General features: G+C 73.9%; 13 protein-coding genes and 2 pseudogenes. 12 read left to right on the top strand and 3 right to left on the bottom strand.

The annotated features are described in order from the left end of the window. Positions 1 to 6: 6 nt before the first annotated feature. The 10 genes and pseudogenes from ACIBCA_RS01885 to ACIBCA_RS01840 all read left to right on the top strand — a co-directional run. Positions 7 to 756: pseudogene (locus ACIBCA_RS01885) on the top strand (carbohydrate binding domain-containing protein); the annotation flags it as partial. A gap of 195 nt (positions 757 to 951) precedes the next feature. Then, positions 952 to 1,917, top strand: a pseudogene (locus tag ACIBCA_RS01880) (chitinase); the annotation flags it as partial. A 219-nt stretch (positions 1,918 to 2,136) separates the two neighbouring features. Then, positions 2,137 to 2,646, top strand: coding sequence for a hypothetical protein (locus ACIBCA_RS01875; protein ID WP_396280798.1), 510 nt, complete (start codon positions 2,137 to 2,139; stop codon positions 2,644 to 2,646). After that, positions 2,646 to 4,034: a hypothetical protein gene (locus ACIBCA_RS01870; RefSeq protein WP_396280796.1), complete on the top strand. Its 1,389-nt coding sequence runs from the start codon at positions 2,646 to 2,648 to the stop codon at positions 4,032 to 4,034. Before ACIBCA_RS01875 ends, ACIBCA_RS01870 begins: the two co-directional genes overlap by 1 nt. An 8-nt stretch (positions 4,035 to 4,042) precedes the next feature. Further along, positions 4,043 to 5,524, top strand: coding sequence for a VWA domain-containing protein (locus ACIBCA_RS01865; RefSeq protein WP_396280794.1), 1,482 nt, complete (start codon positions 4,043 to 4,045; stop codon positions 5,522 to 5,524). 58 nt (positions 5,525 to 5,582) lie between these two features. Further along, positions 5,583 to 6,695, top strand: coding sequence for an AAA family ATPase (locus ACIBCA_RS01860; RefSeq protein ID WP_396280793.1), 1,113 nt, complete (start codon positions 5,583 to 5,585; stop codon positions 6,693 to 6,695). Further along, complete coding sequence (locus ACIBCA_RS01855) at positions 6,692 to 9,505, top strand: hypothetical protein (protein ID WP_396280791.1); 2,814 nt, start codon at positions 6,692 to 6,694, stop codon at positions 9,503 to 9,505. The genes ACIBCA_RS01860 and ACIBCA_RS01855 overlap by 4 nt, the downstream gene beginning before the upstream one ends. Before the next feature lie 218 nt (positions 9,506 to 9,723). Then, on the top strand, positions 9,724 to 10,479 hold the full coding sequence (locus ACIBCA_RS01850) for an ABC transporter ATP-binding protein (protein WP_396281224.1): 756 nt from the start codon (positions 9,724 to 9,726) through the stop codon (positions 10,477 to 10,479). A gap of 74 nt (positions 10,480 to 10,553) precedes the next feature. Continuing rightward, the gene (locus ACIBCA_RS01845) at positions 10,554 to 11,912 is read left to right on the top strand and encodes an FtsX-like permease family protein (RefSeq protein WP_396280789.1); all 1,359 of its coding nucleotides are present in this window, start codon (positions 10,554 to 10,556) and stop codon (positions 11,910 to 11,912) included. A 101-nt stretch (positions 11,913 to 12,013) separates the two neighbouring features. Beyond that, complete coding sequence (locus tag ACIBCA_RS01840) at positions 12,014 to 13,183, top strand: sensor histidine kinase (RefSeq protein WP_396280788.1); 1,170 nt, start codon at positions 12,014 to 12,016, stop codon at positions 13,181 to 13,183. Between the two features lie 70 nt (positions 13,184 to 13,253). On the opposite strand, the gene ACIBCA_RS01835 is transcribed toward ACIBCA_RS01840, so the two are convergent. After that, positions 13,254 to 13,925 carry a response regulator gene (locus tag ACIBCA_RS01835; protein ID WP_396280786.1) on the bottom strand — a complete coding sequence of 224 codons (672 nt, stop codon included), beginning with the start codon at positions 13,923 to 13,925 and terminating at the stop codon, positions 13,254 to 13,256. Between the two features lie 238 nt (positions 13,926 to 14,163). Further along, positions 14,164 to 15,108, bottom strand: a complete 945-nt coding sequence (locus tag ACIBCA_RS01830; RefSeq protein WP_396280785.1) for an AraC family transcriptional regulator — start codon at positions 15,106 to 15,108, stop codon at positions 14,164 to 14,166. An 82-nt stretch (positions 15,109 to 15,190) separates the two neighbouring features. Here ACIBCA_RS01830 and ACIBCA_RS01825 point away from each other — a divergent pair, with 82 nt between their 5' ends. Beyond that, positions 15,191 to 16,027, top strand: coding sequence for an NAD(P)H-binding protein (locus tag ACIBCA_RS01825; RefSeq protein WP_396280784.1), 837 nt, complete (start codon positions 15,191 to 15,193; stop codon positions 16,025 to 16,027). 98 nt (positions 16,028 to 16,125) lie between these two features. Here the strand turns inward: ACIBCA_RS01825 and ACIBCA_RS01820 are convergent, their stop codons facing one another. Continuing rightward, positions 16,126 to 16,620: an SDR family NAD(P)-dependent oxidoreductase gene (locus ACIBCA_RS01820; RefSeq protein WP_396280783.1), complete on the bottom strand. Its 495-nt coding sequence runs from the start codon at positions 16,618 to 16,620 to the stop codon at positions 16,126 to 16,128. A gap of 341 nt (positions 16,621 to 16,961) precedes the next feature. Here ACIBCA_RS01820 and ACIBCA_RS01815 point away from each other — a divergent pair, with 341 nt between their 5' ends. Continuing rightward, positions 16,962 to 19,778, top strand: coding sequence for a hypothetical protein (locus ACIBCA_RS01815; RefSeq protein WP_396280782.1), 2,817 nt, complete (start codon positions 16,962 to 16,964; stop codon positions 19,776 to 19,778). Positions 19,779 to 19,798: the final 20 nt, after the last annotated feature.

Here is a 19,798-nt window from a genome sequence, read left to right as displayed (position 1 = left end):
CCACGGATGGCGGGGCCCGCCGTTCGGCTGTTCACGGGCCTCCGCTCGTGGACGGCTCCCGGCGATTGGTCCAGACCTATTGACGTGCCTTCGCCGACCCTCCTACGATCCGGTCCGGTACATCCCCCCACATGTCCCCACCTCACCCGAAGCCGGGCGTCACGCCCCCACGCGTCGTCATTTCCCAGGCGCTCGGCGGGAAGGGAGCTTCACATGTTCCATCGGAGGTCGCGCGTTCCACGCCCGTCGAGGGCGGCCGTGGAACGGGCGCAGCAGCCGCACAGGACCGACCACTCCGGCCACTCCGGGCGCGAGGCGAGCGTCGCGAAGCGCTTCATCGCCGTGGCGAGCGCTGCGGCGGTCATCGGCGCCGGCATCGCCGTGGCGAGCAGCACCACGGCCGGGGCCGCCGCGCCCAACCTGGTGGCCAACCCCGGTTTCGAGAACGGGCTCGCCAACTGGACCTGCACCGGCGGTTCCGGCGTGGTCGTCGGCAGCCCGGTCCACTCCGGCAGCGGCGCGCTCCAGGCGACGCCGGCCGGCCAGGACGACGCCCAGTGCACCCAGACGATCAGCGTGCAGCCCAACTCCCAGTACACGCTGAGCGCCTACGTCCAGGGCAGCTACGTCTACCTGGGCGCCACCGGCACCGGCTCCGGCGGCGACCCGTCCACCTGGACGGGCAACAACGCCTCGTACGGCCAGCTGAGCGTCGGCTTCACCACCGGCGCGAACACCACCTCGGTGACCGTCTACCTGCACGGCTGGTACGGGCAGCCCGCCTACTTCGCCGACGACGTCTCGCTCGTCGGCCCCGGCGGCACCAGCCCCTCGCCGACGGCCACCACGCCGACCACCGCACCCCCGACCAGTCAGCCGCCCACCAGTCAGCCGCCCACTTCCACCCCGCCCACCTCCACCCCGCCCACCAGCCAGCCGCCCACCACTCCGGCGCCGGGCGACACCTGCCCGACCAAGCCGAAGCCGTCCGGCAAGGTCCTCCAGGGCTACTGGGAGAACTGGGACGGCGCCGCCAACGGCGTCCACCCCGGCATGGGCTGGGTGCCGATCACCGACAGCCGCATGGCCGCGCACGGCTACAACGTCATCAACGCCGCCTTCCCGGTGATCCTCTCCGACGGCACCGTCCAGTGGCAGGACGGCATGGACACCAACGTCAAGGTCTCCACCCCGGCCGAGATGTGCAAGGCCAAGGCGAACGGGGCGACGATCCTGATGTCGATCGGCGGCGCCGCCGCGGGCATCGACCTCAGCTCCAGCACCGTCGCCGACAAGTTCGTCGCGACCATCGTGCCGATCCTCAAGAAGTACAACTTCGACGGCATCGACATCGACATCGAGACGGGCCTGTCCGCCGGCGGCGACATCAAGACGCCCTCCGCCTCCCAGGCCAACCTGATGCGCATCATCGACGGCGTCCTCGCCCAGATGCCGCCCGGCTTCGGCCTGACCATGGCCCCCGAGACCGCGTACGTCACCGGCGGCAGCGTCACCTACGGCTCCATCTGGGGCGCCTACCTGCCGATCATCAAGAAGTACGTCGACAACGGCCAGCTGTGGTGGCTGAACATGCAGTACTACAACGGCAGCATGTACGGCTGCTCCGGCGACTCCTACCAGGCCGGCACCGTCCAGGGCTTCACCGTCCAGACCACCTGCCTCAACAACGGCATCACCATCCAGGGCACCACCATCCGGGTGCCCTACGACAAGCAGGTCCCCGGCCTCCCCGCCCAGCCCGGCGCCGGGGGCGGCTACATGGACCCCAGCCTGGTCAGCCAGGCGTGGAGCGCCCTCGGCGGCGCCCCGAAGGGCCTCATGACCTGGTCCATCAACTGGGACGGCTCCCGAGGCTGGACCTTCGGCGACAACGCCCGCTCCCTCCAGGGCCGCTGACGCTCGCTGACGCTCATGTGAGGCACCACCCCCGCGCCCCCGGACCGGCGAACCCCCGCCGGCCCGGGGGCGCAGGCGTGTCCGCCCTTCGGCAGGGGCCGGGACCAGGGTTGTCGGTGGTGGACGGTACGTTCATGACCAGATCAGCCGCTCCGATCCATCTGGTGCATCCGATGATGCTGCGGCGTTCCCTTCACCCCTTTTTCCGTAGGAGTTGGTGTGCCTCTTCCTGTCTGGGAAGGTTCGAGCACGGCCCGGGTGGTTCCACCCGCCCGGCCCCGCAAGCTCGCCAAGGTCCCGTTCGTGCAACTGGCCGACGGGCGGCTGCAGGGCGTCGTGTCCAGCGGCTCGGACATCGCCCGCGTCTACGTGTCGGCCATCGAGGCCGCGTCGTTCGCGTTCTCCTGCAGCACCAACAACAACCGGCCCTGCGGCGGTGCCCACGGCGGCTACTGCAAGCACCTCGACGCCCTGATCGCCGAGGCCGTCGTGCAGTTCGGCGCCGAGCGCGTCGCCCGGTACCTGCGGGTGGACCTCGGCGGCGACGAGGCCGACGGCCGCACCGTCGCCCGGGCCATGGCCGACTCCCGCCCGGTCAAGGCCGAACAGTCCCCGGCCGCGGCCGTGTTCGCACGGTTCCTGTCGCACCTGGAGTACCTCGAACACGAGCCGGTGACCGTTCCGCTGCCGGACATGGCCTGGTTCCCGACCGCATGGGCGGCCGCGTGATGCGCACCGACATCCTCACCTCCCCGCTGACGGGCCTCGACGAGGCGCTGACCGTGGTCGACGCCTTCGACGAGCTGCTGGCCGACGGCCTGTCGCGCCCGCAGCAGGCCCAGGGCCGCGCTCTCGCGGACCTCGCCGCCGCCGTCTGCGCCTCCCCGCTGGCCACCGTCGTCGCCGAGGCCGCCGACAAGGCCGCCTCGGGCACCGCGGACGAGGAGCACCTGATCGCTCTGGCCGCCGCCCGTACCGCGCTGCTCGGCGCGGCCCACGACGCGCTGCACGCCGCCGTGGCCGAGGCGACCGGCCGCCCGAACCTCCCGTGGTCGGCCCCCGCCGAGGGCCGGGCCGAGGCGCCGAACCTCCTGGTGGCGGCCCGGTCCTGGCTGTGCGACCTGGCCCGCGCCGGCTGGCGCGGCATGGACCACGACCTCGTGGCCGCGTCGGCGCAGGTCGTCTCCGCGATGCTCCCGGACCCGCGGCTGCGCCGCCTGGCCACCCTGCTGGACGGCTTCGCCGGTGAACTCGCCGCGTCCTGCCCCGGGGCGAGCCTCGAACGGATTCCGACCCGGCGGTGGGCGGACCTGTGGTCACGGGCCCTGCTGCTGACCACCGCCGCGAAGGCCACGGCCCCCGCCGCCGAGACCGTCACCGGACGGCTGCTGCCGCTCGGCGTCGATCTGCACGAGCACGCCACCGCCGCCCAGGCGCAGGTCCACGCGGTGCTCGAACCCGCCGACGGATCCGCCCCGCGCCTGGTCCGGGCGTCCGTGGCGGCCCCCAAGCCGGACAGCGTCCTGGGCGCCGGGATCTGGCAGCTGCTGCGCCCCCGGATGTCGCTGCTCGCCGCCGTGGGGGAGGGCCGCGCGATGGCGGTGACCGACATGCCGCTCACCGCCGAGGGCGACCTGCTGTGGCGCGACGAGTGCGCCCGGACCGGGGAGGCGGCCGACCCGTTCGCCACCGCCAGGGTCGTCCTGCCCACCGCCGTGGGCGCTCCGGTCGCCCCGCTGGAGCGCCACCCGGTGCGCCTGGCCGAGCCGGTCTTCCTGGAGGGCTACACCGCCCACGAGGACGACGGGGTGCTGACGTTCACGGTGGGCGACCACCCGCTGCCCGTCGACACCTCCCGCATCCCGGTGGCCGGCCCGCTTACGCCGCAGGCCGTCGCCGCGTCCACCGCCTGCATCGCCCTGCTGCGCTGGGACGCCGGTGTCTTCCTCCTCCAGCCGCTCGCGGTGGAGACGACCGTCAAGCGCAAGCGCGTGGGCGTGCACGCCGGTGCGTGGGCGGGCGGCACCACCGACAAGGCCGGCGCCAAGGCGGAGGCCGCGGCCTCCGAGACCGTGAACGTCCTGCGCGAGCGCGCCGGCAAGCTGCTGCGGAAGTGAGCACGCCGATGACCGCACCCACGACACCCACGACCCGAACCGGTGACCCCGCCGCACCGGACCCCGCCGCACCGGACCCCGCCGCACCGGACCCCGCCGCACCGGACCCGGACGAGAACCGCCGCCAGGTGCTGTACTGGCACCTGCTGGCGCGCCTGTTCGACCCCGCGGAGCAGCCGGCCCTGGAGACGGCGAGCCTGGCCGTCGTCGAGGACCTCGGCCTGCCCACCGGCCTGCTGGACCCGCGCACGTCCATCGACTCCCTCGTCCAGCGCCACCCCGACCTGGCGGCGCAGTTCGAGAACCTTCTGGCACCGGACCCGGACTCGGACGCGGATCCGAGTGGCCGCGACCGCGCCGCCGAGGTCCGGCGCGCGGCCCTCTACTCCAAGATCCTCCTCAACGCCCTCGCCACCGGCACCGGACCGGTCAGCGCCGGCCAGCTCTCCCGCTGGCAGGCCGACGCGGGATGGCTGGAACGCGCCCTCGGCTGCCAGCCCGGCGAGCTGCGCACCGGCCGCCGCACCGGCGCCGGCGGCCCGGCCGTGGGCACCGGCACCGGAGGCGGCACGGGCAGCCCGGACCTGTCCACCCTGATCCCCGTGATCGGGCCCGAACTCGCCGGCATCGAGGCCGACCTGATCAAGCGGATGCGCCTGCGCGAGGTCCTCGCGGACAGCGGGCTCGCCTCCAAGCTCATCCCGAGCATGTCGCTGATCGAGCAGCTGCTGCACGACAAGGGCAACCTCGACGGCGTCGCGCTCGCCAACGCCAAGAAGCTGATCCGCCGCTTCGTCGACGAAGTCGCCCAGGTGCTGCGCACCCAGGTCGAGAAGGCCACCGTCGGCGAGCTCGACCGCTCGATGCCGCCGAAGCGGGTGTACCGCAACCTCGACCTCAAGCGGACGATCGACAAGAACCTCGTCAACTGGAACCCGGACGAGGAGAAGCTGTACGTCGACCGGCTCTACTACCGGCACACCGTCCGCAAGACGACGCCGCAGCGCCTGATCGTGGTCGTCGACCAGTCCGGCTCGATGGTCGACTCCATGGTCAACTGCACCATCCTCGCCTCGATCTTCGCCGGGCTGCCCAAGGTGGACGTGCACCTGGTGGCCTACGACACCCGCGCCGTCGACCTCACCCCCTGGGTCCACGACCCGTTCGAGACGCTGCTGCGCACCCAGCTCGGCGGCGGCACCGACGGCACCGCGGCCATGGCCCTGGCCCAGCCGAAGATCGCCGAACCGGTCAACACCGTCATGGTGTGGATCTCCGACTTCTACGAGTGGCGCGGTGAGGAGCTGTTCGCGCAGATGGCCGCCGTGCACCGCTCCGGCGCGAAGTTCATCCCGGTCGGCTCCGTCACCAGCGCCGGCCGGGGCAGCGTCAACCCGTGGTTCCGTGAGCGGTTCAAGGACCAGGGCACCCCGGTGCTCTCCGGTCACATCGGCAAGCTCGTCCACGAGCTCAAGAACTTCCTCGCCTGACCCGGCGCGCCCGCGTCCCGCCACCTCCCACCGACCGCCGCAGAAAGGCACCCCGTTCATGTCCGACATGCTCCGCGCCCCCGCCGAGACCAAGTACGCCGACGAGCTGGACTACCTCGAGCAGGCCGACACCGGGCCCCGGCCGTCCACCTGGCGGCTGTCGCCGAAGGCGGTCCGCACGTTCGTCCTCGGCTCCGAACCGGCCGACGGCCTGGACCGCCCCATCGCCCAGAAGTGGTTCGGCGAGCGCAGCGTCGTCGAACGCGCCATCGTCACCCTGGCCTCCGACCGGGGCCTGTTGCTGATCGGCGATCCCGGCACGGGCAAGAGCTGGCTCGCCGAGCTGCTGGCCGCCGCGGTGTGCCGCAACTCCACTCAGGTCGTGCAGGGCACCGCCGGCACCACCGAGGACCACATCAAATACTCCTGGAACGTGTCCATGGTCATCGCCAAGGGCCAGTCGCGGGAGTCGATGATCCCCTCGCCGATCATGACGGCGATGGAGACCGGCACGATCGGCCGGTTCGAGGAGCTCACCCGCTCCACCAGCGACGTCCAGGACGCCCTGATCTCCATCCTCTCCGAGAAGTACGTGTCCGTCCCCGAACTTCAGGGCGAGGCGGGCACGGTGTTCGCCAAGCCCGGCTTCGCGGTGATCGCCACCGCCAACAGCCGCGACCGGGGCGTCAACGACCTGTCCTCCGCGCTCAAGCGGCGCTTCAACTTCGTCCGCATCCCCGTGGTGACGAACAAGAAGAGCGAGACGCAGATCATCCGCTTCCGCACCGAGGAACTCCTGGCCCGCCACCGGATCGAGCTGGACGTGCCGCCCACCCTCCTGGACGTGCTGCTGCGCTCCTTCGGCGACCTGCGCGAGGTCGCGGCCGCCGCCGGCAGCGACGACGAGCGGCTGGAGTCGGCCCTGTCCAGCGCCGAGCAGATCGGTGTGCTCGAGGACGCCGTCCTCCACAGCGACTTCTTCGGCGTCCGCACCCTCACCGCCGACGCCCTCGGCTCCAGCCTGGTCGCCAACCTCGCCCGCCGCCCCGAGGACTCGGCGCTGCTGACGAAGTACCTGACCAACACCGTCCGGCCGCGCAGCGAGGAGGAGGGCGGCCACTGGCCCCAGTTCCTCGACGCGGGCCTCAAGACCCTCGAGGCGCTCGCATGAGCGGCCTCGCCACCACCCGGGTGCCCGCTTCGGGCGGGCACCCGGCGCCCGACACCTTCGCGGCGCTGCGCACCCAACTGGAAGCGGCCGCCTCTGAGTTCGCCGACGGCCCCGGCGCGCTGGAGGGCATCCTGCGCGGCCTCGTGAGCGACGTGGAACGGGCGGCGGCCGAACCGCTGGAGATCTTCCCGGTCTGCCACCATTCCCCCGCCTCGGCCACGGCCATGGCCCGTCGGCTGCGGGCCAAGCAGCCCAGGACGGTCTTCGTCGAGCTGTGCGAGGACCTGGCCCCGCTGCTGACCGAACTGCGCAACTGCCGCCTGCCGGTCGCCGTCCAGGCGTTCGCCACCCGCATCGAGGGCTTCCCCGCCGACTGGGCGCCGCTGTCCGTCGTCGCACCGATCACCGAGGCGTCCGCCGAGTACCAGGCCATCGCCTACGCGCTGGACACCCCCGGCGTCGACCTCGTCCTCGTCGACCGCTCCAGCGACCACGTCTTCCAGTGGCAGCCCCGCGAGCGTCTTGAAGAGCAGGTGGAGGAGGCGGCGGGGGAGGACGCCGCGCTGCACGGCGACGCCGTCGGCGTCGAACTCGGCGACCTGCGGCCCCGCTTCGCCGACCTCGAACAGCACCTGCTGCGCCACGGCAGGGTGCGGCACTGGTCGGAGTGGTGGCACCAGTACGTCGAGCTGCCGCTCGGCGACGCCGACCACGACACCTACCGGCAGGTCATGTTCCTGATCGGCAGCCTCATGCGGCGCCTGGCGCCCGGGGACCCGCAGCGGGTGCGCGTCGACGAGGACCGCGAGCGGTACATGTGGACCCGCATCCGCGAGCACCTCGCCGCCACCGGGGCCGACCCGGCACAGAGCCTCTACATCTGCGGCGCCTTCCACGCCTCCAGCCCCGTCCCCGAGTTCGGCCTCCACGGCAGCGACACGTACACCGTGCCGCCGCGCACCGCCACCCGGTGGCAGTACGGGCTGATCCCCTCCAGTCACACCGCCATCGAGCGGCAGTTCTCCCTCGAGGGCGGGTCGGTGTCGATCGCCGCCACCCAGTGGGAGAAGAACCTCCAGCGCACCCGCACCCAGCCCTACCGTCTCAAGGGCCAGGTCGGCGCCAAGGCCACCCGGGCCCGCAAGACCGCCGCCGCCCCGGCGGCACAGGAGGCGGGCGCCACGGACAAGCTGTCCGGCTTCCTGCGGCGCCCGCCAGTCCTCGACCGGCTGGACCAGGACGAACTGCTCGGCTGGTCCGCGGAGATCGTGCGCGCGGCCCGCCGCAACGGCTACCTCGCCTCCAGCGCCGACGCCATCGCCGTGTACGAGACGTCCATCCTCCTGGCCGGCATGCGCGAGCGGGCCCGCCCGACCCCGTACGACTTCCAGGATGCGGCCGTCACCTGCATCGAGAAGGACACCGTGCCCGGCCGGCGGGACGTCGCCCGCCTCGTCGAGATCATGATGGGCGGCGACCGGATCGGCCAGGTCGGCTACGAGTCCCTGCCCCCGCTCGCCCGCGACGTCCACGACCGGCTCGCCCCGCTCGGCCTCAACCTCCAGGCCAAGGGCGTCAAACGCGCCCTGCTGGACATCAAGTCCGACCCCGGCCTGCGGCCCTGCTCCGACGTCCTGTGGATGCTGCGCCACCTGATTCCCGGGGCCGCCCGGCCGATCATGGGCGAGCGCACCCTCGGCGAACAGTCCACCCAGGAGTCCTGGGACGTCTCCCTCGGCACCCACCAGCGGGCCCTCATCGAGCTCGGCTACGAGGGCGTCACCCTCGAGCAGGTCCTCGAACAGCGGCTGCGCCGCGAGGCCACCGCCCCGCAGGCCGACGCCGCCGTGGTCCTGCGGACCGTGGAGGACGCCACCCTGTACCTGGGCAGCCGGCGCCTCGCCGACGAGCTCGGCACCCTCGCCCTCAGGACCCTGGCCGCCGAACGCAGCGTCGACGGCGCCCCCGAGGTGCTGCGTCGGGTGCGGACGCTGCTGGCCTACTACCGCACCAGCGAGCCGGTCCTGCCGCCGTGGATCGAGCAGTTCGCCAAAGCCGGCTACGCGCACTACGCCACCCTGCTGCCGGCCGCCTTCACCGACGAGACGGCGACCGTGCGCCAGGTCGCGGCGATGCTCGGCTTCCTCTTCGGGATGGAGGGCCTGGCCCTGTCGCTGGGAGGCGACCGCACCCAGCTCGAACTCGCCGTCGCCCAGTCCCACCCGCAGGAGCAGTCCAAGACCGCCCTGCTCTGGGCAGCGCAGTTCCACCTCGGACGCCTCACCCGGCAGGACCTGCGGCAGCGGTGCGCCGACCTGCTCGGCAACCCGCTCATGCTGCCCGCCTACCCGCGCTACCTCGGTGGGCTCCTCCACGCCCTGGAGCCCGTCCCCGGCCTGGTCGACATCGTCGTGGAGGCCGTCTCCAACGCCTTCGCCCGCCTGCCCGACCACCTCCTCCTGCCCTGGCTGCCCACCCTGATCGCGACCCTGCGCTCCGGCGGCGCGGACCTGGCCTCCAAACTGACCAGGGAGGCCGGGCGCGTCTTCCCCGGCCGCCTCGCCGCCCTCGACACCTGGACGCCGCCCTGGCACGCTCCCGAGCAGCAGCCGCTGTTGCCCGGCGACCTGGTTTCCGCGCAGGGTTCGGTGCTGCTGGCCGCGCACCCGGCGACCTGCGACGCGCTCGCCGCACTCCTGGACTGCGACGGATCCTGGGCGCAGCCGCAGGCCGCCGCGCCGGGTTCGGCCCTGATCGGTCGTCACCCCGACACGGCCACCGCTCTGGCGGCGCTTCTCGTCACCACCTGAACCGCGCCCCTGCGCCCCTGCGCCCCTGCATCCCTGCGCCCCTGCATCCCTGCGCCCCCGGACCGGCGAGCCTCCGCCAGCCCGGGGGCGCGGGTGTATCCGCTGCGGGGTGTGGGCCCACCTGCGGGGTTCGGTTTTCCGAACCTCGGTTTGGGGGGCCAGCACAATCGATTCCGGGGCCCGATGTGTCCAGGATGAAGGGCATGAACGGAATCGGGATGAGGACGGCCGCCGCTACGGCGGCGACGGTCGAGGTGGCCCTGAGCGCCGAGGGGCTGCACCGGGAGTACGGGCGCGGGGCGGCTGCCGTCCGCGCGCTGCGAGGGGTGTCCGTGGCGTTCGCGCCGGGGACGTTCACGGCGGTGATGGGGCCGTCGGGGTCGGGGAAGACGACGTTGCTGCACTGCCTGGCGGGGATGGACCGGCCGACCCGGGGGAGTGTCCGCTGGGGCGGTACCGAGGTGACGGGGCTGCGCGAGCCGCGGCTGGCCGCGTTGCGTCGGGAGCGGGTCGGCTTCGTGTTCCAGTCCTTCAACCTGATGCCCGCGATGACGGCCGCGCAGAACGTCGAACTGCCCGGGCGGTTGGCGGGCCGGCCGCCGGGGCGCGGCGAGGTGCGGGAGGCGTTGGCGCGGGTCGGGCTGGCCGGGCGGGAGCGGCACCGGCCCGGGCAGTTGTCGGGCGGGCAGCAGCAGCGGGTGGCGATAGCGCGGGCGCTGGCGTCCCGGCCGGAGGTGCTGTTCGCCGACGAGCCGACCGGCGCCCTGGACCGGGCGACGGGCCGGGACATCCTCGACCTGCTGCGCACCGGGGTGGACGTCGAGGGGCGGACGTGCGTGATGGTCACCCACGATCCGGCGGCCGCCGAGTACGCGGACCGGGTGCTGCTGCTGGCGGACGGGCTGCTGATCGACGAGCTGATCCGGCCGACGGCGGCGCAGGTCGCCGAGCGGCTGAGCGGACTGGGCGGGTGAGCGAGGTGAACGGGGTGAGCGAGGTGAACGGGGTGCGAGGACGCAGGGGGAGTGCGATGGGTGCCGTGGTGGGGATGGCGTACGTGCAGGTCCGGCGCCGTCCGGCGAGCTTCGCCGGGCTCGCCGTGGCGCTGCTGCTGGCCGTGGCGGCGCTGACGCTGTTCGGTTCGCTGGCGGCGGCGCAGCTGTCGGCGCCCGCCGCCGTGGCCCGGGCGCATGTGGACGGGCCGGGGCTGGTGGTGATCGCGGGGGCGTTCGGCGAGATCGCCGTCCTGGTCGCGCTGTTCGTGGTGGTGAACGCGCTCGGGTTCACCCTGCGTCAGCAGCACCGCGAGCTGGCCCTGCTGCGGACGGTCGCGGCCACGCCCCGGCAGGTGCGCCGGCTGATCCGTGCGCAGGTGGCGGTGACGCTGCTGATCGCCGCCGTGCCCGGGGTGGCGCTGGGGCGCGTCGGCGCCGCCTGGTTCCTGGGCGCGCTCCAGCGGCGGGGGATGGCCGCTCCGGGCCTGCGCATACCCGGCACGCCGGTGCCGGTGCTGCTGGCACTCGCGGTGACGCTGCTCGTCGGGCTGGGAGCGGCCGCCCTCGCGGCGGGCCGGATCACCCGGCCCACCCCGGCGGCCGCGCTCACCGACGGCACGGTGGGGCAGCGACGGGCGGGCGTGGTGCGGCTGCTCGCCGGGGTGGCCGTGCTGGCCGGGGGCGGGCTGCTGCTGCGGCTGGCCGCCACCCGGCGGGCCGATGAGCTGGACAAGGCGGGGCAGGCGTCGCTGCTCGGCTCCCTGGTGCTGCTGACGGCGATCGCCCTGCTGGGGCCGCTCGCCGTCAGGGTGCTGACCGCCGTGCTCGGCGCGCCGCTGAGGGCGCTCGCGCCTCGGGCGGGCTGGCTCGCCGACGCCAATCTGCGCGGCTACGCGGCCCGGGTCTCCTCGGCGGTGGTACCGGTGACGCTGCTGGTCGGATTGTCGGGCACCATGTTGATCATGACGAGCACCGCGGAACAGGCCGTACGCGCGACGGGCGTGGCGACCAGCGTCACCAAGGCGAGCGACGTGTGGCTGCGGCAGGCCGAACTCGGGCTGCTGGTCTGCTTCGCGGCGGTCTCCACGGTCAACACCCTGGTGGCGCTCACGGCCGACCGCAGGCGCGAGTTCGCCCTCCTGCGGCTGGTCGGCGCGAGCCGGCGGCAGCTGCTGCGGATGCTCACCGTCGAGGCGGTGCTGACCACGGTGGTCGGCGTGCTGCTCGGCGCGGCGGTGGCCCTCGGGGCGGCGGGCGCGTTCAGCCTGGCCGTCACGGGATCGGCGCTGCCGCCCGTCCCGGGCGCGGCCTCGGCCTGGGTCCTGACGGGCGCGGCCGCGCTGACCCTGCCGGGGATCGTGGGCACCGGGCTGTGGGCGGTCGGCGGGCGCGAGGTGGCGGCGGCGTCGTGAGACGGGCAGGTAGAGGAGAAAGTGACGTGCCGGGCGTGACGAAGAGGCGGTATCCGAGACGGTATCCGAGGCGATGTCCACTCCCGCCGGGCGGCGAGTGGGTGTTCGCCGTGCTCGGGCTGCCGCTCGGGGTGCTCGGCGGCCTCTACGCCGTCGCCGTGCTCTATGCGGGGGCGCTGCTGTCGCTCACCGTGCTGGGCCTGCCTTTCGTCGTGGCCGCGCTGGCCGGGGCCCGGGCGATCGGCGGGCTGCACCGCCGCCTGGTCGGGCGGCTGCTGCACACGCCGGTGCCCGCACCCTCGCCGCTGCCCCGGCCGACCGGGCTCCTCGCCCGGGGCCGGGCGGTGCTCACCGACCCGGTGGCCTGGCGGGCCCTGGTCTACCTCCTGCTGCGCCTCCCGCTGGGCGCGCTCGGCTTCCTCACGGTGGTCGGGCTGCCCGCCGCGAGCCTCTGGCTGACCGGATTCCCGCTCTGGGTACGGCTGATGGAGCCGGGCCCGCGCCCCGTCGGCTGGCTGGACGCGGGAGCGGTGCCCGCCGGACTCGCCGTCCTCCTCGCCGTACCGGCGCTGCTGCGCGCCCTCGGCACGGCGAACCGGGCACTCGCCCGCGCCCTGCTCGGCCCGGCCCGCTCGCAGCAGCGGGTGCGCGAACTGGAGCACGCCCGGGCGACCCTGCTCGCCGAGGGCACCGAGCGCCTGCGCGGCCTGGAACGGGACCTGCACGACGGCACCCAGGCCCAGCTGGTGGCGCTCGCCATCACCCTCTCCCTGGCCGACGACGCGCTCACCCTCACCGACCTCGAGCGGCTGCGCACCCTCCTCGACCGGGCGCGCGGCCAGACCGACGACACCATCACCGGGCTGCGCCGCCTCACCCGCGGCATCAACCCGGTGGCCCTGGACGGCGGACTGGCCGAAGCCCTGCCCGGGCTGGCCGCCGCCGCGCCGGTGCCCGTCACCGTCCGGGTGGACCTCCCCGAGCGCCCGGCCGAGGCGATCGAGCGGGTCGTCTACTTCTGCGCGGCCGAGCTGCTGACCAACGTCGCCAAGCACAGCGGCGCCCACGCCGCGGCACTGGCCGTCAGTTCCGCCGACGGGCGGGTGCGCCTGACGGTCCGCGACGACGGACGCGGCGGAGCCCTCCCCGGCGCGGGCTCGGGTCTGTCCGGCCTGGCCGAACGGCTGGCGGCCGTCGACGGGGCCCTGGCGGTCCAGAGCCCGCCGGGCGGGCCGACCACGGTGACCGCCGACCTGCCCGACCGGCTCTGACGGGCCCTGTTCTGACGGGCCCTGTTCTGACGGGCCCTGTTCAGGCGGGCCCGGCTCAGGCCGCCCCTGCTCAGGCCGCCCCGCCGCTCTCCGCGAGGTAGGCGAGGACGGCCTTCACCCGCCGGTTGTCGGCCTCGGTGGCCGGCAGGCCGAACTTGGTGAACACGGCCGCCACGTGCTTCTCCACCGCCCGCTCCGACACCGTCAGCCGCCCGGCGATCGAACGGTTGGAGTGCCCCTGCGCCATCAGCTCCAGCACCTCCCGCTCACGCGCCGTCAGCGCGTCCACCAGCCCGCGCCGCCCGCCGTGCAGCAGCCCGTTGACGATCTCCGGATCGAGCGCCGTCCCGCCCCCGGCCACCCGGTGCAGTGCCTCCACGAACTCCGAGGTCCGCGCCACCCGCTCCTTGAGCAGATACCCCACCCCGGACGCGCCGCCCTCCAACAGCCGCGCGGCCCAGGCCCGTTCGACGTGCTGCGAGAACACCAGGATGCCCACCTCCGGCATGCTGCCCCGCAGTCGCACGGCCGCCCGGATGCCTTCGTCCGTGTGCGTGGGCGGCATCCGGATGTCCACCACGGCCACGTCCGGCCGGTGTTCGGTCACGGCGGCCACCAGCTCGGGAGCCGTACCGGCCGTCGCCACCACCACGCACCCGCGGGCGGTGAGGAGTTCCACCATGCCGTCCCTGAGGATCACCGAGTCCTCGGCCAGGACCACACGGAGCTGTTTGTCGATCATGCCGCCCATTATCGAGCCCGAATCCCCTGGCGAGCTTCACTGGGAGGCGGCCGCGACCCCGGACAACACGGCCGGACCGATCTGGAGCGCGGCCGAGTACGGGCGCCGCCGCCAGACGCACAGCGCACTGCCGCTCAGGCCGTTGAAACCCCATGTGCCCCCCCAGGCCAGTGTGCCGCCGGCGCGTTTCGTTCGAACAGCGTTACGAGCCACGGCAGTTGTGACTACGGTCCGGCCGTCATCCCGAGCGAAGCTGCCGCCGCCAGTCGGTCGGGCTAAGCCCGCGTGACCGTTTGAACGCCACGCTGAACGCGAAGGCGTCCTCGTAGCCCACCTCGTGGGCCACGGCGGCGACGGTGGCGTCCGTGTCGCGCAGCAGGTCCGCGGCCAGGGCCATCCGCCAGCCGGTGAGGTAGGTGAGCGGGGGTTCGCCGACGGTGGCGGTGAAGCGGGCGGCGAAGGTGGCCCGGGACTGGCCGACGCGGGTGGCCAGTTCGGCGACCGTCCAGCGGTGTGCCGGGTGCTCGTGCATCAGGCGTAGCGCGTCGCCGACGGCCGGGGTGTCCAGGGCCCCGCACCAGGAGGGGCGTTCGGCCTGTGGGCGGGCGCACCAGGCGCGCAGGGCCAGTACCAGCACGAGGTCCAGGAGTCGGTTGAGGACGGCGTCCTGGCCGGGCTCCTCATGGGTGGTCTCGGCGGCGAGCAGGTCCAGTGCGGTCCGGGTGCGCGGCCCGGCAGGCACGACGGCCAGGGGCGGGAGCATGGCCAGCAGGCGTTCGCCGACGTCGCCGCGGAGTTCGTAGGCGCCCCGCAGGAGGGTGGTGGCGCCGGGGAGTCCGTCGCCGTAGGTGCGGGGCGCCAGGGTCTGGCCGGCCGTTGTCCCGCCGTCGACGGTGTGCTTCCGTCCTCCGCGGATGATCACCTGAGGCGGGGTGTCGGGGGAGTCGGCGACGGTGTAGTGGTCGGTGCCGCTGATCAGGGCGATGTCCCCGGCGGCCAGCTGGACGGTTGAGCCGGCCTGCCCGTCGTCGAGGCGGATTGAGGCGCGGCCGCCGAGGGTGGCCACGACCGTGAGCGGCGGGGCGTCGGCGAAGGTCATCGACCACGGTGGCCGCTGGATCAGCTGCCGGATCTGCCCGTTGCGGGCGCGGGCGCGGTGCAGCAGATCGCTCAGGACGTCCATGCGGGCCACGCTAGACGATCACGAAGGGATTCGGGACGATCACTCATGGATCGTCTGCCCGGACCGGGGTTGTCTGGAGGGCATGAAGAACATCCTCGTTCTCGGCGGCACCGGCACGACCGGCCGCCGCATCGCCCGCCGCCTGACGGCCGCGGGCCACCTGGTCCGTACGGCGTCCCGCAACGGCGGCGACCTCCGCCTCGACCTCGACGACCCGGCGACCTGGGCGCCCGCCCTCGACGGCGCCGGGGCCGTCTATCTCCTGGAGCCCGAGGTGCGACCCGGCCCGGACCGGCAGGAGCGCATCCCGGGCCTGGTGGCCGAGGCGGTCGCGGCCGGTGTGGGGCGGCTGGTGCTGCTCTCCGCCTACGGCGTCGGCGAGGCCGGCGACGGCCACCCGCTCAAGGCCGCAGAGCAGGCCGTCCGTGGCAGCGGCGTCGAGTGGACCGTTCTGCGGCCCGGTTGGTTCGCGCAGAACTTCAGCGAGTCCTTCTGGCTGTCGGGCGTCCTGGCCGGAACCCTGGCCCTGCCGACCGGGGACGGGCGCACGCCGTTCGTCGACGCCGAGGACATCGCCGAGGTCGCCGCCGTGTCGCTGACCGAGGACGGTCACAGCGGGCGGACCTATCAGCTGACCGGTCCCCGGGCGATCGACGTCGCCGAGGCGGTGGACCTGATCGCCACCGCGACCGGCCGGACGGTCCGTCACCTGGACCTCGAACCCGAGGCTTTCGTGGACCGCATGGTCGCCGAAGGCACGCCCGCCGACTTCGCCCGGCTGCTGACGGACCTGCTCGTGGACGTCCGCGAGGGCCGGGGCGGCGAGGTCTCCGACGGGGTGGAGCGGGCACTCGGGCGCCCGCCCAGGTCGTTCGAGACGTACGTCGCCGAGGCGGCCGCCGCCGGCTGCTGGAGCTGACCAGACGGTCCGCCGGGGCCGGGAAACTACGCACGTAGTGCCACTACTGCAGTAGTGGCACTACGTGCGTAGTCCGGCGGCTGCGGCAGACCGGAGCCCTACCGCGTCGTGTGCGCGCCGCCGTTGAGGTGGATCGTCTGCCCGGTGAGGTGGCGGGCGCCCGGGGAGGCCAGGAAGTGGATCGTGCGGGCGACCTCGCCGGGCGTGCCGGGGCGCTTGTCGTGGGTCTCGGCGATGAGCGCGGCGCGGCGCTCCGGCGGGAGGGTGCCCTGGAAGAAGGCGGTGTCCTCGATGTAGCCGGGTGCGATGACGTTGGCCGTGATCCCGAGCGGGCCGAGTTCGGCGGACAGGTCGGCGTTCCAGGCGGCGAGGGCGGCCTTGGCGGCCCCGTACGCGCCGCCGCGACGTTCGGCTCCGATCGAGCCGATGCTGATGACGGCGGCCCCGGCTGCGAGGGCGGGCCGTAGGGCCGTCGTGGTGAGGACGGCGCCGAGGAGGTTCTGGCCGAGGTGGGCCTGCCAGGTGGCGTGGACGGCGTCGAGCGGCGCGAGGTCGGCGGAGATCGGGCCGGGCAGGCCTCCGGAGCAGTTCACCAGCATCGCCCGGCAAACGGACGCGACGGCCTCTTCGGTTCAGTATCGCGGGCGGGGAATTCGTGAAAGGAGAACTTCCCAGGTCGGAAGGGGTGCGAGCCGGAACCGCCCATGATGTGTGCATGGCCGTTCCCTGAATTCTCGTCACCCGACCCGACGGCAATTCAGGGAATTCGCACATTGCACACGTGATTCGCGTAAGTCCCTTCCTTTCCCGGACCGAATCTGACAGCATCGTCCGCTATCCGGCGACCGGGGGTGACCGATCGGGCCGGGAGGCAATCGGGGAGGAACTCGTGGCTCGGCTTCGTCGTGCGCAGGCTGCGCCAGGTGCAGGGGACGTGACCGCCGAGGCGGCTGAGACGGGTCCGCCCGCCCACCGCCCCGCGCGGTGGGTCCGCACCAGGCTGCTGGCGAGCCCGTCGGCCACGCTGCTCATGGCCGCGCTCGCCTTCGTCACCGTCTTCCTGGCGGCGGCCTTCCCCCGCGTCGCGGACCGGGGCGCGGACGCGGCGCTCCAGGACTTCGTCGGCCAGCGCGGCGTCAACCAGACCAGCCTGCTCGTCACCTCCAAGACGCAGAACTTCGACGACACCCCCGTCCTCGAGCGCGTGCAGGGCCACCTCACCGAGATGGTCGGCCGCCGGCTGACGGTCAGCCAGGCCGGCCAGGTCCACGGCGCCCGCGCCGTGACCGACCACGGCATGGCCAACCCGGAGTACGTCCGGATCGCCGAGAAGTACACCGACCCCACCCTCGGCCTGCTCCACCTGCACGACCTGGCCTCCCGCGTCACCCTCACCGACGGCACCTGGCCCACCCCGACCCCCACCCCCGGCGGCGGCCTCGGCCCGCTGCCGATCGTGATCAGCAAGCAGGCCGCCGAGACCATCCACATCAAGCTCGGCGACGTCATCGACAACGGCGTCGAGGGCTCGGGCACCAGGCGGACCACCGTCGTCGTCGGCCTTTACCGGGTCAACGACCCCAAGGACCCGGCCTGGGAGGACCTCGGCTGCCCGGCCCGCGCCTGTCTGCGGACCGACCCCGAGCACGAGCACTGGGCGACCAGCGGATTCGTCGACGGCGCCAGCCTGTCCGCGCTCGCCCGCTGGGGCTCCGGCGCCGAGGACTTCTGGCGCCTGCCCGTCGACACCGCCTCCCTGCACGCCGACCGGCTCGACGATCTGCGCGCCACCATCACCTCCTTCCTGACCGGACGCGACGCCACCGCCCTCGCCGACGAGACCGGGCGCCGCGACCTGCACGCCACCTCCAACCTGTCCGAGGTCCTCACCCGCGCCGACGAGCGCTACCGCGCCTCGCTCCCGCTGAGCACCATCGGCCCGGCCGGGGTCGCGGGCGTCGCCACCGTGGTCCTGTTCCTGGCCGCCGCCCTCACCACCGACCGGCGGGCCGGGGAGATCAGCCTGCTCCGCGCCCGTGGCGGCTCACTCACCGAGGTGCTGCGACGGCTGATCGGCGAGGGCGCCGTCACCGTCCTGCCCGCCGCGGCCCTCGGAACGGTCCTCGCCCTCCTCCTGCTGCCCACCCCGCGCTGGGGCCAGTCGGTGCTGGCCGCCCTGGTCGCGGCGCTCACCGCCATGCTCGCCTTCCCCGTCCGCGCCGCCCTGCTGTGGGCACGCCCCCGCGCCGCCGGCAACCGGCGCCGACTGGTCGGCGAACTCACCGCCCTGGCGGTCACCGCGGCGGCCGTCGCGGAGGTACGGCGCCGGGGCGTCGGCACCGGCACCGGGCTCGACCCGCTGCTGATCGCCGCCCCGCTGCTCCTAGCCGTCCTCGGCGGGCTGCTGCTCGCCCGCACCGAGCCCGTCGTGGTCCGGTGGCTGGCCGCCCTCGCCGGCCGGGGCCGCGGCCTGATCGGCTTCCTCGGCCTCGCCCGCGCCGCCCGCGACAGCTCGGGCCACCGCAAGCCCTCCGTCCTGCCGCTGCTCGCCCTGCTGATCGCCGTCACCACCACCGGCTTCGGCGCCACCGTGCTCGACACCGTCGACCACGTCCGCACCAGCGCCGCCCGCATCACCACCGGCGGGGACATCGGCGTCTCCGTCCCCAGCTACACCGCCCTCACCGAGCCGTTCACCCAGGCCGCCGGCGCCCTGCCGGGCGTCCGGGCCTCCACCGCCGTCTGGGTCGAGCCCCAGGCCCGCATCCTCGGCGCCGACCAGACCTACACCGAGGCGTACCTGGTCATGGTCGTCGACCCGGCCGCGTACGCCGAGATCGCCCGCACCCTCGGCGTCGGCGCGTTCGACGCCGGGAAACTGGTCACACCCCCCGGCGGCGGCCGCGACACCCCGGTGCCCGCACTCGTCAGCAGCGGTTTTGCCAAGCGCCTCACCTCCGGCACGTCCCAGCTGCGCACCCCCAGCGGCAACGACCTGCACCTCACCGTCGCCGCCGCCGTCGGCGCCACCCCCGCCCTGCCCGACCCCGGCAAGCCCTTCGTCGTCGTCCCCGCCGGGGCGGCCTGGGAGCGCCTGCCGGACGCGAAGCGGGTCAACCGGTGGTTCGCCGTCGGCGACACCGACCCCGAGGCCGTCCGGACGGCCCTGCGCAACAACGGCGGCGCCCAGCCCGTCGGCCTCGCCAAGATGATCGCCGACGACGCCACCGCCGTCGGCAAGGAAACCCACAGCCTGCCCGCCGGCTACATCGTCCACAGCAGCCGCGAAACCGCCACCGCCCTCGGCGACGACCCGCTTCAGCACGCCGCCGGGCGGCTGTTCTGGTACGCGGCGGCCGCCGGAGCCGGGTACGCGCTGCTGGCCGTCCTGCTGACCCTCTTCCGCGCCGCCCCCGACCGTACGGCGCTGCTCGCCCGGCTGCGCACCATGGGCCTGCGGCCCCGTCAGGGCCTGGCGCTCATCGTCACCGAGGCGCTGCCGCAGACCCTCGCGGCGGCGGTGGGCGGCGGGCTGGTGGCGGTCGCGGCCGTCGCGCTGCTGGGCGGCGCGTTCGACATCTCGACGCTCGTCGGCGCCAAGGTCGGGGACGCCATCACCCCCGTGCTGATGCCGGTCCTGCTGCCCACGGCAGGCCTGGCGCTGCTGGTCGCCGTGGGTGTGGTGGCGGAGACCCTGATCGCGGGCCGGCGGCAGATCGCCACGGAACTGCGGGCGGGGGAGCAGGCGTGAGGGCAGGTCTCACGCCAGGT

The sequence above is a fragment of the Kitasatospora sp. NPDC051170 genome (assembly GCF_044455705.1).
Lineage (GTDB): Bacteria > Actinomycetota > Actinomycetes > Streptomycetales > Streptomycetaceae > Kitasatospora.
Note: the sequence above shows the minus strand (reverse complement) of the source record. Positions and strands in the feature narration are given on the sequence as shown.